The organism is Pseudarthrobacter cellobiosi, assembly GCF_023913815.1.
GTDB lineage: Bacteria > Actinomycetota > Actinomycetes > Actinomycetales > Micrococcaceae > Arthrobacter > Arthrobacter cellobiosi.
Map to the genome: position 1 here is coordinate 206,005 of NZ_JAMXBK010000024.1, position 12,472 is coordinate 218,476.

The window sequence follows — 12,472 nt, forward strand, 5'->3', positions numbered from 1 at the left end:
ACGCCCTCGGAAAGCTTCAACGGCTAGGAACAACTATGCAGCAGTAAGTCATTGCCATCGACCGAGGCACCTCCAGCAGTCGCGCTATCGTCTTTGACCACACCGGCAGCATTGTTTCTAAGAGCCAAAAAGAGCACAAACAAATCCTTCCCCAGCCAGGATGGATCGAACACGACCCAGAGGAGATTTGGGATAACGTTCAGCATGTCATCGCGACAGCCCTCGAGAACGCGCGTCTGACCCCTAATGACATTGTTGCCATAGGCGTTACCAACCAGCGGGAAAGCGCTGTGGTCTGGGACAAAAGAACAGGAACACCGGTCTACAACGTCATCGTATGGCAGGACACCCGTACGCAAGACACCGTAGACGAACTCGCCGCTTTCGGGGGCACCGATCGATACAAGGACCGCGTCGGCCTGCCTCTCGCCACCTACTTCTCGGGGACCAAAATCAAGTGGATTTTGATCATGTCGAAGGCGCCCGGGACAAGGCTGAAGCGGGCGAACGTCTGTTCGGAACCATAGATAGCTGGCTGGTCTGGAACCTCACCGGTGGTGCCGCAAACAGCGGAGTCCACGTCACCGATGTTACCAACGCCTCCAGAACTCTATTCATGGACCTGGGCAGCCTCCAATGGGACATCAGGATCCTGGAGGAATTTGACGTCCCATCGAGCATGATGCCGGAAATTAGATCCTCTTCAGAGATTTACGGAACGGTAGATTCAACTCAGCTGCTAGTGCTCGACGGCGGGCTGACGCTGGACGGGCAGGAGGTCCCGCCCGGGCCGCTGGGCTACCTGGGCGCGGGGCGTTCGGCGCTGGAGTTCCAGGCCCTGCCCGGCACACGGTTCCTCCTGATCGGCGGGGAGCCGTTCCAGGAGGAACTGCTGATGTGGTGAAACTTCATGGGCCGCACGCACGACGAAGTGGAGCAGGCCCGTGCGGACTGGGAAGCCCAAGCCGCACTGCCTGACGCTGCTGCCCGCGGAGCCCGCTACGGGCTGGTTGAAGGGCACGGCCCGGATGCGGGCGCCGAAGCCGGACGCATCCCCGCCCCCATCATGCCGGCCGTCAGGCTGGCACCCCGGAAGCGGTCAGTGGGCCCCTGACCCTTCCGAGACCAGCTTCAGGACGCCAAACACAGGGTCCTGGTCCAGGACACGGACATCGGTGACGCCGACGGCGGCCAGGTGGCTCCGGAAAGAGTCCTGCAGCGGAATCACGTTCATGCCCAGCCCGCTGCCGAGAATTACCGGGCCGTCGATTCCAAGCTTCCGCAGGGCCTGCGCGGCCAGGCCGGCAAGATCCTTGCCGGCCTGGTCCAGCAGCTCCTGACTGACCGTATGGCCCGCCGCTGCCGCGTCCACCACCAGGCGTGCCTGCTGGGCCCAGAACCGGCGGCCGGTGTCCGGGGAATGGAAGAGGGCAATCAGCCTGTTGGGGTGGTCCACTCCGCAGGCGGTAAGCAGCGCAGCGGTCAGCTGGTCCGCCGGGAGTCCCTGGTTCATCCGGCGCAGGCTGTGCCGGACCGCCTCCCGGCCCAGCCAGTAGCCGCTGCCTTCGTCCCCAAGCAGGTAGCCCCAGCCGCCGGCCCGGGCCTCGTCGCCGGCAGCGTTCCTTCCCCAGGCTGCGGAGCCGGTTCCTGCGATCACGGCCACGCCGGTGCTGGCGCCGCCCGCGGCCAGCAGCAGCCGTGAATCGTGGACCACCGTGACTTTGGCTCCCGGAACATGGGGTTCGATCAGCGCGGCAAGGGCTGCAGCGTCGTCGTCGGTATCTATGCCACCGGCCCCGGCGTACACCCGGGCCACCTGGCCGCCGCCGATCCGGGAGAAGAGATCTGCGAGGTTCAGTGCCGCCTGTTCGCGGCTGACGTTCTGGACGTTGGAGCTGCCGGCGGACTCGTCGGCCACGGCAACCCCGTCCTCAAACCTGACGCCGCGGGTCTTTGTACCGCCGATGTCCAGGCCGATGATGACCCCCGCGAGGGGACCCGGGGCGGCCGCGGACGTGGCGCCGCCCAGCGGGTGGTTTCCGGAAGTTGTGGTTTGGGGGTGTTCGCTGTCAGTCACGTCCCCCAGCCTACTGAAACGCTGGCGGCGAATCGCTGCCGGGCCGCGGGACGCCGTCGTGTCTCAACGCCGTGGCGCCCTATCCGCTCCCTGAACGGGCGGCCACCAGCCCCTCCAGTAACCGGGGACCCTCTTGCAGGACCATCTCCCGGAAGAAGCGGACAGGATCGGGCTCGGCGTCGGGGCCGGGTTTCCGCAGGCGCCAGCCCAGCCCGATTTCGCGGAACGCCAGGCCGGATTCCAAGGCAAGTTCAACCCAGCCCAGGTTGCCTGTTTCCGGGCTGATGTGGCGCCCCGGGGCATTGCCTCCGGGCGGCAGGATGCTGACGCCAAGGCCCGCGGCGACCAATCCGCGGGCGGTGTGGGTGTCCTGGCTTTCGAAGGCGATCCGCGGCCGGAAGCCTGCCTCGCGGAACAGCGCATCTGTCAGTGACCGCATGCCGTACCCCGGCTCCAGCGCCACGAAGGGGTCCCGGCGGATGTCCTGCATCCTGACGCTGTCCCGTCCGGCCAGCGGGTGGCCGTGGTGAACCACCAGTCGGAGCGGCTCACGGTAGAGCGGCGCCGAGGAGATGGTGCTGCTTGCCGCCGGAACAGGGGCGGTCAACGCCAGGTCCGCCTGGCCCGAGGCGAGCTCCGAGAGACAGGTGTCCCGCGCCCCTTGTCTGAGGATGAAGCCGGCCTCCGGGTGGCGGCTTCGGAAGGCACTGATGAGCAGGGGCAGGGTGGCCTCTCCGAACGTGTGCTGAAAGGAGAGTGACACTTTTCCCCGCACCACATCCGACTCGTGCCGGACCAGATCCAGTCCGGCCTGGAATTCGGTCAGGGCCGACTCGATGTACGGCAGCAGAGTCCGGGCGGCCGCTGTGAGGCGGATGCCCCGTCCGTCCCGGATCAGCAGTTCGGTTCCGACGACGGCGCTGGCCCGGGACAGTGCCCTGCTCACCGTGGACTGGGGTACTCCAAGGAGCTCGGCCGTTTCCGTGACGTGCTGGGTCCGGCCCAGTTCAGCCAGGATGGGGAACAGCGGCAGGAGCTTCACCAGTTGCTTGTGGTCGGCGTGCATTGGCTCAACTCTTCCAAACGTTGCATTCTTGATATGAATTGTAGCTAAAACATGCATTGGAAGCATATATTCCAGAAGCCTACCCTTGAGCTATGCCACAGGATGCCGCAGCCCCAGGAACCTTCAGTCCTCCGCAGGGTGACTGGGCGGGACATCCCAAAGGCTCCGCCGCCTACAACAAGATCCTGGCCGGCCTGGCCTTCGCGGGCGTGGCAACGTTCGCCCAGCTGTACTCCACCCAGGCGGTCTTGCCGCTCCTGGCTGCAGACCTGAAGGTGACCGCGGCAGAGGCCGCGTTGACCATTTCGCTGGCCACCGTGGGCCTGGCCATCACCGTCATTCCGTGGTCCTTCCTCGCGGACAGGATCGGCAGGGTCAAGGCCATGGCATGGGGAATCTCCGCCGCCACTATCCTGGGCTTGCTGGTACCGCTCGCCCCCACTTTCGGCGCCCTGCTTGCCTTGCGGCTGCTTGAGGGAATGGCACTGGGCGGGATCCCGGCCATCGCCATCGCCTACCTGAACGAGGAAGTGAACAGGGCCCATGCGGCCATGGCCGCAGGCAGCTACGTTGCCGGCACACGCTGGGCGGGCTGGCCGGCCGGCTGGTGGCAGGCCCGGCAGGTGAGTTGTGGGGCTGGCGCACAGCCGCACTGGCGGTTTCCCTACTGGCAACAGGCGCCGCTGTGCTCTTCCTGGTCCTGGTCCCGAAGGCGAAAGGGTTCACCGCCGCCAAGGCCGCCGGGCTGCGCGGTGCCACGGCGACGCTCGGCGGGCATGTGCGCAATCCCCGGCTGCTGGCGCTCTACATCAAGGCCTTCCTGATGATGGGCGGGTTTGTGGCCGTCTACAACTACCTCGGCTTCCGGCTGTCCGCTGAGCCTTTCACGCTGCCTGCCACCCTGATTAGCCTGATCTTCCTGGCGTACCTTTCCGGAACGTTCTCTTCCCGCTGGGCCGGCGGGTTGACGGCCAGGTTTGGCCGCAGGAATGTGCTGCTAGCTGGCATCGTCCTGATGGTGGCCGGGCTGGCCCTGACGCTTACGCAGCTGCTCGCCCTGATCCTTGCCGGCCTGGTCATCTTCACCGGCGGCTTCTTCGCGGCCCACAGCATCGGTGCAGGCTGGACCGGAAGCATCGCCACCACCGGCCGCGCCCAGGCATCGTCGCTCTACAATCTGGCCTATTACCTGGGTTCGAGCGTCATCGGCTGGGCCGGCGGACTGGTGTTCCAATCCCTGGGCTGGACGGCGCTTGCCGTGGCAATCATGTCCCTGGCGTGCATCACGGCGGTGACAGTCGCAGTCGTACATCCCCGGGGGAACGACGAAACCGCACGCGCCGCCACACAAGGGCGGGCGGAAGCCGCGGGGCCGTAAAACTATCCGCCATTAAATGGCAAGTGTGTCTGGCGATTGTTCGGCAGGGATGGTTGCGTTCCGGGGTGATCAACAGGAATCCGGCGTCTAGGATGAACTGACGGACATTCAAGGAGATTCCATGAGCAGCAACCCAAAAAGCATCCGGCCGGCCAGCCACTTTGAGCCGCTGGATGCCATCGATGAACGGCTTCTGGCCGCCTTGGTGGACGATGCACGGATCTCCAACAAGCAGTTGGCAGAACTCGTGGGCATTGCACCGTCCACCGCGCTCATGCGGACCCGCGCATTATCCGAACGTGGCATTGTTCAGGGATTTGAGGCGAAGCTCAGCCTCTCGGCCATCGGCAGGTCCGTCCAGGCGCTCGTAGCCGTCCGGTTGCGGGCCCACGACAGGGACCAGATCGACCGCTTTACAGCCCGCGTTCCGCACTTGCCCGCGGTCCTCTCCACCTTCCACACGTCAGGCTCCGTGGACTACCTGCTGCACATCGCCGTTGCCAGCACCGAGGACCTGCGTGACTGGGTCCTGGACAATCTCGCCACCGATCCCGTGGTGGGCCACACCGAGACCACCCTCGTCTTTGATCACATCCAAGGGAACCACGGCCCGCTGCCGGACTAGGCTGTCCGCTGCAGCGCTGTCCGAAGCGTGACGGCGGACAGCGCCAGTGCGGCGGCGCTGCACAACACTACGAAGCCCGTGACCGCCGTCGGCAGCCCGAACACCCCTGTGGCCCAGCCCAGTCCAATGACCGGCACGGCGCTGCCCAGGTACGTGATGACATAAACGGTGCTGATGACCTGGGCGTGCTGTGACGATTCCACCTTGGCGGCCACATCATTAAAGACCGTGCGGAAGGTGACCCCCTGGCCCAGCCCCGCGCAGACGCTGGCGGCGGCCAGCAGCAGCGGACTGCTCCAGGCGGCCGCTGCAGCCAGGAGCAGCACCGAGGCTCCCAGGACCGCCAGCCCCGCGGGCACCACAAAGCGTCCCCGCACGGACAGTACCTGGCTCAGCGCGGAGGCGGCGAGCGTCATCCCGGCCAGGGCGCCGATCAACGGCCGTGAATCGGTCTGAATGATCGGGGCGAAATAGGCCGGTGCCAGCGACAGGCAAAATCCAAAGACGGAGAAGCTGAGGAATCCGACGGCGGCCGCAAGCCAGAAAGCGCCCCGTGCCTCGGTGGACACCGAAGGCCGGCGGGGAGCCAGGACCAAGACGGGCCGACGGCCGACCGGAGGCTTGATGGCCGGCCGGGCCTGAAGCAGGTACAGCGGCACCAGCATTGCCGCCAGGACGAGCGAGTGAACATAGTACGGGGCGGTGGTGGGTCCGGGCAGCAGCGACAGCAGGCCGCCGATGACCGGACCGGCAGCCACGCCTCCCGCCGTCGCCAGCAGGGTGAAACGGGTGGCCCACTCCGGCCGGGTTGGAAGCAGTTCCCGCAGTGCGGCGGCGCTGGCACCCGTGGCCAGGGCAACGGCCACACCCTGAAGGGCCCGTCCGGCAGAGAGCGCCACCAGGTTTTCTGCCTGCGAGAAGACCCAACTGCCCGCCAGTCCGGCGAGTACAGCCAGGATGAGCGCCGCCCGCCGGCCGATGTGGTCCGACCAGTGGCCGGCCAGCATCAGCGTTGCCACCAGGGCCAGGACATAGCTGGCAAAGGCCGCCGTGACACCGAGTGGCGAGAGGCCCAGGTTTGCCTGGAGCAGCGGATACAGGGGCGTGGCCAGGTTCGCACCGACCAGCAGGGTGAAGATGACGGTACCGGCCATCACCAGCCGTGCGGTGGTGGATGCATCCCAGCCCTGACGCCCGGCGGTGGCCGGACGCATGCGGAGTTCATTGAAGACTGTCATTGGTGCTGCCTTGGCGTCGACCGGGGAGGGAGGGCCTTGTGGGAGGCCGCCCCGGGTGGGAATTGATACCTACAGAATGCTTCAGGGCTGACTGATCGGGCGTTAGTTCGTGGAACAATTGAGCAAAATACGCAATTCTTGGTGTCTCCAATAACTGAAAGTGACAGTTTGCCTACCCTTGATCCCACTGACCTGAAGATCCTGCTGGAACTCATCCGCGATCCCCGCGTCCAGATCGGCGAACTGGCCGAGATGCTGGGGATTGCGCGCAACACAGCGCAGACGCGTGTGCGGCGCCTGCTGCGTGCCGGGGTACTCCACGACGGCGGCCGCGAGATCGACCTCGAGGCGGTGGGGTACGATGTCGTCGCTTTCGTCACGATTGAAGTGACGCATCGGGAACTGGACGGAGTTGTGGGCGCCCTCCGGCTGCTCCCCCAGGTCCTGGAGGTCCATGAAATCTCCGGGCGGGGTGATGTCTGGTGCCGGGTGGTGGCCACCGATACGCACAATCTGCAGTCCGCCCTCCGCCAGATCCTCCGCATCAAGGGCGTCATCCGGACCGAAACAGTCCTGGCGCTTCACACCCACATTCCGTACCGGACCGAACCCCTGATCAGCCGCCTCGCACAGGCCGTGCCCGGCACCCCAACACGGCCCACGTAATTGTCCGGGCGCGGCGGCGGGCCCCCTCAAGGCAGTTAGGATTCGAGCATGGATTGGCTTTCACATATTTCACAGATCAACTGGCTCGCCGTGGCGCTGGCCTTCATCTCGAGCATGGCTATCGGCTTTGTCTGGTACATGCCGGCCGTGTTGGGCAAGCGGTGGATGGCCGCCATCGGAAAGACTGAAGAGGACCTCAAGAACATTGGCGGCGGCGCGGGAATCTGGGTTCCCATGATGATTGCGGCCGCCCTGACAGCCGTCCTGCTGGCGGTCCTGATCAGCAAACTGAGCCTCGACAACGCAGCGGCGGGCGGCGGGTTCGCCCTGGTGCTCGCGCTGGTGTTCCGCGCCGGCGGGCATGTCATCCATAACGGGTTCGCCGGCCGCCCCACGGCTGTCACCCTGATCGATTCCGGACACGACCTGCTCGCCATAACGGTGGCCGGCGCGATCATCGGGGCCATGTCCTGACGTGACCATCATCGACAATGCCGTTTACGTGGACGGCGTCCGCAGCGCGGAGCCGGAGAGCCTGGAGCAGACTTTCGAAACCCTCTCGGAGCACGGGGGCATGGCCTGGATCGGACTGTACCGGCCCACAGCGGCGGAAATGACCGCTGTGGCCACCGAATTCGGGCTGCATCCGCTGGCGGTGGAGGACGCCATTTCGGCGCACCAGCGTCCCAAGCTGGAGCGGTACGAGGACAGCCTTTTTACGGTGCTGCGCCCGGCGCGGTACCTGGATGCCACCGAGACAGTGGAGTTCGGCGAGCTGCACATCTTCACCGGCCGGAATTTTGTGGTTACCATCCGCCATGCCGAAATGGCCGGCGTTGCCCGGGTGAGGCGGCGTCTGGAGGGCCGCCCCGACCTGCTCCGGCACGGCCCGGAATCGATTCTGTACGCGCTGCTGGACCTGGTGGTGGACGACTACGCGCCGGTGGTGGCCGGGCTGGAAAACGACATTGACGAGATCGAGGACCAGCTCTTCAGCGGGGACACCAACGTCTCCCGCCGCATCTATGAACTGGCCCGCGAAGTCATCCAGTTCCAGCGCGCCATCCATCCCCTGCCGGATATGATGCAGCAGCTCAAGCGGGGCTTTGAAAAGTACGGCGTGGATTCTGAACTGCAGCACAGCCTGCGGGACGTCGAGGACCATGTGGAACGGGTCATCTCGCGCGCGGATTCCTTCCGTGACCTGTTGCAGAACGCCCTCACGCTGGACGGAACGCTGACCGCCAACCGGCAGAACCAGGCCAGCGCCGAACAGAACGAACAGGTCAAGAAGATCTCCTCATGGGCGGCGATTTTCTTTGCACCTTCCTTCGTGGCCGGGGTCTACGGGATGAACTTCGACCACATGCCCGAACTCCACTGGACCATCGGCTACCCGATGGCCATCGCACTGATGGCAGCCACCGCAACCCTGATGTATGCCATTTTCAAGAGGAAAGGCTGGCTGTAGTGCTTTAGGGCTGGCGCCGCTGCGGCAGCCTCAGGCGGCGCTGGGCCTCAGGCCACCTGCAGGTCAACACTCCCGTGGCCCGAGTCCGCGGCGCTGAATACCAGCCGGCGGTTGGCAATCTTGTCGGTGAAGAATCGGTCGTGACTGACCACAACCACTGCCCCCGGGAAATGCAGCAGGGCGCGTTCCATAACCTGGGTACTGGAGAGGTCTAAGTGGTTGGTGGGCTCATCCAACAGCAGCACCGAGGCGCCCGAGAGGAGGCATTGGGCCATGGCCACACGGGCGCGTTGGCCGCCTGAGAGGTTGCCGATCTTTTGCTTGAGATCAGCTTCGGAGAACTGGAACATGGCAAGGAACCTGTTCACCGACTTCTTCGTCGCAGTCAGGGCCAGGCTGTCAGGCATCGCGTTGACCGCGTGCGTGACCGTGTCGTCGTCGTCCAATTCCTCCAAGACCTGGTTGTAGGAGACCATTCCGGCGCCCTTGGCCCAGGCCACGCTGCCTGAATCGGCCGGCTCTTCGCCGGTGAGCGCCCGGAGCAGCGTGGTCTTGCCGCTGCCGTTGGACCCGACGACGGCGATGCGGTTTCCGCGCCCGATCTCGAAACTGAGTCCGCTGAACAGCGTCCGGCCGCCGTAGGCCTTGCTCAGGGATTCCACCCGACACAGGACATCCTTGACGTACAGACCGCCGTATATCTCCGTGATGATCTGGTCCACTGGCCGGGGTGCCCGGGACTTCTTGATCCTGGCCAGCTGGTTTGCCAGTCCCTTGCCGGCCGCCTTGGCCGCTTCCCGCCGGTCGGAGATACCTTCGGCCTCGAAGGCGAGCAGCTCGGACTCATGGACGAACTGGCTCTCCAGGCTCTTGAGCTTGAACTGCTTCGCCACCACGTATTCGGCGAAGTTGCCCGGGTATTCGTGGAGGTGGAAGTTCTCCACTTCGATGATCCGGCTGACAACGGAGTCCAGGAACTTCCGGTCGTGCGAGACGATGATCGCAGCGCCTTTGAAGGTCCGGAACCAGCCTTCGAGCCATTCGACGCCGGCCACATCAAGGTAGTTGGTGGGTTCATCAAGCAGGAGGACGTCCGGGGTTTCCAGCAGGATCTTCGCCAGGGCTGCCCGGTTCCGCCAGCCGCCGGAGAGCTCGTCGATGGCGCAGGTGCGGTGGTGGTCGCTGAAGCCGAGGGTGGTGAGTACTTTGTCGATGCTGCGCTGATAGTCCCAGCCATCCAGCCGGTCCATCGCCTCAAAGAGCTCGGACTGGCGGTGGATCAGTTCATCCAGCCGTGCTGCGTCCGAGGAATCGGCGGCGATGGCCGCATCGATGCCGGCCAGCTCGGCTTCGATCTCTTTCACGTGGGCGAAGAGCCCGTCCAGGACCTCCGCAATAGTGGATTCGCCGTTCAGCTCTGAGAACTGGGAGAAGTAGGCGGCCTTGGTTCCGAGCTCGACGGCGACGGTCCCGGAATCGGGAGCCACCTGGCCCTGGATCAGCTTCAGGATAGTGGACTTGCCCGACCCGTTCTTGCCGATCAGGCCAACCCTGTCCCCGGCTTCAAGCTTGAAAAAGGCTTCGCGGAGAACCTGGGTTTTGTCAAAGCTCACGTTGACGTCGTTCAGCCGGATCAAACTCATTGATGGTGTCCAATCCAGTGCTAGCTAGCTGCGGGCCCGGGAAACACGGTTCTGGCCAGACAGATGATGTGTGGAGCTAAGGAGATTCGAACTCCTGACCTCTTCTCAGAGGACAGTCTATTTCATTGGTTGCCAAGGGTTTGTGCTGTGTTGATAATCCGCTGGATCTAGACGTTTTCTCGGACCCTCAGCTGTTCGAGTAGGCCTTCCGCTGCCAGAGCATGACGGAACAGATCCAGCGCCGGGCCGCTGTGCCAGCCCTTCGGAGCGGCCTTGCGGGAGGGCAGAGTCTTGACCCAGGTTCTTCTGAACGTCGTCGCTTCTCTGCACTTTCAAGTGCGCGTGACTGGCATGCCGAGGTTTGTTGGGCCAAGCCGGGCGAGTCGTTGTGCGTCGGCCCGCTTGTCCTGGAGGAATCGGAGGGTGAGGTCGATGCCTTCGAGCTCTCCGACCCAACCTTGGTGATGCGCCCCATTCGCAGGCGAGAGCCTGAACCACGGCTCGCCCACAACTCTTTGGCACCGGGGCGGGGGGGCTGGGCCGCTTAGGTCGGTCGGGTTTGCGGTTAGCAGGTGTTGGTGCCGGTGAATGCCGTTCCCGTCCAGGTGCCTACGAGGGCTTGGATGGTGAAGGTGTAGGTTCCTCGGCGGGTGGAGGTTTGGGTGAGGGTGAGGGTGTCGCTGGTGATGGTCTGTGGAGTGGAGGTGGTGCCGTCCGGGGCGGTGATGATGACACGGTAGGAGTCGGCTTTGCTGACCTTTCCGTACCCGGTGAGGTTCAGGGTGTAGCTGCGCCCGTTGCCTGAACAGCTGTGGGTCCATGTGGCGGTGGCCGGGGCCGGGATGGCGTAGGTTCCGATGGACATCGGCGAGGTGGTGGCGGCTTTGAACGCGGCCTGGGCGATGGCGGGCGTGAGGACGAGCACCAGTGCGGCGATCGCTGTGGCCAAGGCGCGGGCGGCAAAGGTCGTCAGGGCGTGGGGCAGCCTTTGGGTATGTTGCTTCGAATGACGTGCCACTGCCTGACCCTTTCCGATTCAATTGCCGACGTGCCGCTTCTATTGTGTGGCTGAGACCTCAAGGTCATCGGTGGGCGGGATCCGGTGATTTCCTCAACCCGGTACCGGGCAGGTCCGTGTTTCTGGACCAGGTGTCGGGCTGGTCCGTGCCGGTGTGGCCGAGCAGTTTGGTGATCTCCTGGGTGAGGGCCGCCGTGTGGCTGTCCAGTGTCAGGCTCGTGTGTCGGGCCCCGGCCAGGTTGACGGCATTGAATTCGCACCCGATGCTGCGGCAGTGCCGTGCGATTTGGTGTGCTCCGACCATGGAGGCCGAGGAGGCCAGGCTCCGCACGGCGGTCAAGGCGGCTTCCGGGTCGTTGTCTGCGAGTGCGTGTTTGATTCTGGCCACGCGTGCCGGGAGCATCTGCAGGAATTGCGTGATGAATTGCAGGGCCGTGGCACGGGAGTCCAGTTCCTCGGCCAGGGCCTCGAGCCGGGTCCGGTCCAGGACCGGCTCAGTGCTGGTCATCACGGCCCCTGTTCCGGTCATCTGGGTCCGCTGCGGGGCTTGGGGTTTTGCGCCAGATGGAGGTGAGCAGGGCGATCACCAGCAGGGCCGGTGCCCCGTAGAGCAGCACGGTGCGGACGGTGGGTTGGCTTAGTGCCCGGATGGCGTCTCCCAGGTGGGGAATCACCGCGACGGTGGTGTGGACGTAGTCGTCGTTGAGGGTGGCGGTCCAGGGATCGGCGCCGTTGTTGGCGTCGCCCTTGGTCCGGACGGCGATCGTGCCGTCCGGGTTGGTGATCACGTCCGTGACGCGGTGGGTTTCGATCCTGTGGTCATCGACGGGGATGGCGTAGGTGATGATGTCCCCGGCCTTGACCTGAGCAGTGGGAGTTTTGATGCTGACGACGACGTCACCGGGATTGATCAGCGGGGACATGCTGCCGGTGAGCATGGTGGAGGTCTGGTATCCGCCGAACCGGGGTCCGACGGCCAGGAACAGGAACACGGCCGCGGTGATGATCAGCAGCGCCGTGGTGAGGACGCGCGCACCGGTGCCGGCGATCCGGCGCAGGACCCGCCGGCCCTGCGTCTGTCCCGGGGGCCGGGCCGGTGTCTGTTCTTCCGGCGTCTTTTCCGTGGTGGCCCGGTCGGCAGCAGTGCCGGGGGCCGGTCCGCGGCGGGCGGGGAGGGTGTCGAGGTTACTCACGGTGTCTGCTCCCAGGATCGGCGTCGGTGGTGGTCCGGCGGTTGTGTCTGTGGTTGTTTCGGAGGTGCCGTCTGCCCGCCCCGGTTTCCGGGACGGG

At 65.0% G+C, this 12,472-nt stretch carries 13 protein-coding genes and 2 pseudogenes; 8 read left to right on the top strand and 7 right to left on the bottom strand.

From position 1 onward, the window contains the following. Window positions 1-50: 50 nt before the first annotated feature. Both NG701_RS11370 and NG701_RS11375 read left to right on the top strand, forming a co-directional pair. Window positions 51-742, top strand: a pseudogene (locus tag NG701_RS11370) (FGGY family carbohydrate kinase); the annotation flags it as partial. Then, window positions 737-1,114: pseudogene (locus NG701_RS11375) on the top strand (pirin-like C-terminal cupin domain-containing protein); the annotation flags it as partial. The pseudogenes NG701_RS11370 and NG701_RS11375, both read left to right, overlap by 6 nt. On the opposite strand, the gene NG701_RS11380 reads toward NG701_RS11375, so the two are convergent. Beyond that, entirely contained in the window at window positions 1,100-2,029 is a 930-nt protein-coding gene (locus NG701_RS11380) for an N-acetylglucosamine kinase (RefSeq protein ID WP_252567665.1), read from the bottom strand. The pseudogene NG701_RS11375 and the gene NG701_RS11380 sit on opposite strands and share 15 nt — an antisense overlap. Before the next feature lie 127 nt (window positions 2,030-2,156). Beyond that, a complete protein-coding gene (locus NG701_RS11385; protein WP_252567488.1) occupies window positions 2,157-3,143 on the bottom strand; it encodes a LysR family transcriptional regulator in 987 nt (328 codons plus the stop codon). Window positions 3,144-3,235: 92 nt separating this feature from the next. On the opposite strand from NG701_RS11385, the gene NG701_RS11390 reads away from it, so the two are divergent. From NG701_RS11390 to NG701_RS11400, 3 genes are all read left to right on the top strand, one after another. After that, window positions 3,236-3,967, top strand: coding sequence for an MFS transporter (locus NG701_RS11390; protein ID WP_252567490.1), 732 nt, complete (start codon window positions 3,236-3,238; stop codon window positions 3,965-3,967). After that, window positions 3,922-4,521: an MFS transporter gene (locus NG701_RS11395; RefSeq protein ID WP_252567492.1), complete on the top strand. Its 600-nt coding sequence runs from the start codon at window positions 3,922-3,924 to the stop codon at window positions 4,519-4,521. Before NG701_RS11390 ends, NG701_RS11395 begins: the two co-directional genes overlap by 46 nt. A gap of 121 nt (window positions 4,522-4,642) precedes the next feature. Continuing rightward, window positions 4,643-5,146 carry an Lrp/AsnC family transcriptional regulator gene (locus NG701_RS11400; RefSeq protein WP_252567494.1) on the top strand — a complete coding sequence of 168 codons (504 nt, stop codon included), beginning with the start codon at window positions 4,643-4,645 and terminating at the stop codon, window positions 5,144-5,146. On the opposite strand, the gene NG701_RS11405 is transcribed toward NG701_RS11400, so the two are convergent. Next, window positions 5,143-6,384 carry an MFS transporter gene (locus tag NG701_RS11405; RefSeq protein WP_252567496.1) on the bottom strand — a complete coding sequence of 414 codons (1,242 nt, stop codon included), beginning with the start codon at window positions 6,382-6,384 and terminating at the stop codon, window positions 5,143-5,145. The genes NG701_RS11400 and NG701_RS11405 overlap by 4 nt on opposite strands. Before the next feature lie 168 nt (window positions 6,385-6,552). On the opposite strand from NG701_RS11405, the gene NG701_RS11410 reads away from it, so the two are divergent. Genes NG701_RS11410 through corA form a run of 3 tightly spaced genes read left to right on the top strand, consistent with a single transcriptional unit; the run spans window position 6,553 to window position 8,521 of the window. Then, window positions 6,553-7,050: an Lrp/AsnC family transcriptional regulator gene (locus NG701_RS11410; protein WP_252567498.1), complete on the top strand. Its 498-nt coding sequence runs from the start codon at window positions 6,553-6,555 to the stop codon at window positions 7,048-7,050. A 48-nt stretch (window positions 7,051-7,098) separates the two neighbouring features. Beyond that, window positions 7,099-7,524 carry a DUF1761 domain-containing protein gene (locus NG701_RS11415; RefSeq protein WP_252567501.1) on the top strand — a complete coding sequence of 142 codons (426 nt, stop codon included), beginning with the start codon at window positions 7,099-7,101 and terminating at the stop codon, window positions 7,522-7,524. A gap of 1 nt (window position 7,525) precedes the next feature. Next, complete coding sequence (gene corA / locus NG701_RS11420) at window positions 7,526-8,521, top strand: magnesium/cobalt transporter CorA (protein ID WP_252567503.1); 996 nt, start codon at window positions 7,526-7,528, stop codon at window positions 8,519-8,521. A 47-nt stretch (window positions 8,522-8,568) separates the two neighbouring features. Here the strand turns inward: corA and NG701_RS11425 are convergent, their stop codons facing one another. The 4 genes from NG701_RS11425 to NG701_RS11440 all read right to left on the bottom strand — a co-directional run bounded on the left by NG701_RS11425 (window position 8,569) and on the right by NG701_RS11440 (window position 12,375). Beyond that, window positions 8,569-10,164, bottom strand: a complete 1,596-nt coding sequence (locus NG701_RS11425) for an ABC-F family ATP-binding cassette domain-containing protein (RefSeq protein ID WP_252567505.1) — start codon at window positions 10,162-10,164, stop codon at window positions 8,569-8,571. A gap of 565 nt (window positions 10,165-10,729) precedes the next feature. Then, complete coding sequence (locus tag NG701_RS11430) at window positions 10,730-11,182, bottom strand: hypothetical protein (RefSeq protein WP_252567685.1); 453 nt, start codon at window positions 11,180-11,182, stop codon at window positions 10,730-10,732. 64 nt (window positions 11,183-11,246) lie between these two features. Then, window positions 11,247-11,690 carry an Hpt domain-containing protein gene (locus tag NG701_RS11435; protein WP_252567507.1) on the bottom strand — a complete coding sequence of 148 codons (444 nt, stop codon included), beginning with the start codon at window positions 11,688-11,690 and terminating at the stop codon, window positions 11,247-11,249. After that, the gene (locus tag NG701_RS11440; protein ID WP_252567509.1) at window positions 11,677-12,375 is read right to left on the bottom strand and encodes a signal peptidase I; all 699 of its coding nucleotides are present in this window, start codon (window positions 12,373-12,375) and stop codon (window positions 11,677-11,679) included. The genes NG701_RS11435 and NG701_RS11440 overlap by 14 nt, the downstream gene beginning before the upstream one ends. Between the last annotated feature and the right edge of the window lie 97 nt (window positions 12,376-12,472).

What these genes read in the sequence shown, in the direction of transcription:
- NG701_RS11425 (WP_252567505.1), bottom strand. Translation starts at nt 10,164, where the DNA reads ATGAGTTTGATCCGGCTGAACGACGTCAACGTGAGCTTTGACAAAACC.
- NG701_RS11385 (WP_252567488.1), bottom strand. Translation starts at nt 3,143, where the DNA reads ATGCACGCCGACCACAAGCAACTGGTGAAGCTCCTGCCGCTGTTCCCC.
- NG701_RS11415 (WP_252567501.1), top strand. Translation starts at nt 7,099, where the DNA reads ATGGATTGGCTTTCACATATTTCACAGATCAACTGGCTCGCCGTGGCG.
- NG701_RS11400 (WP_252567494.1), top strand. Translation starts at nt 4,643, where the DNA reads ATGAGCAGCAACCCAAAAAGCATCCGGCCGGCCAGCCACTTTGAGCCG.
- NG701_RS11390 (WP_252567490.1), top strand. Translation starts at nt 3,236, where the DNA reads ATGCCACAGGATGCCGCAGCCCCAGGAACCTTCAGTCCTCCGCAGGGT.
- NG701_RS11435 (WP_252567507.1), bottom strand. Translation starts at nt 11,690, where the DNA reads ATGACCAGCACTGAGCCGGTCCTGGACCGGACCCGGCTCGAGGCCCTG.
- NG701_RS11405 (WP_252567496.1), bottom strand. Translation starts at nt 6,384, where the DNA reads ATGACAGTCTTCAATGAACTCCGCATGCGTCCGGCCACCGCCGGGCGT.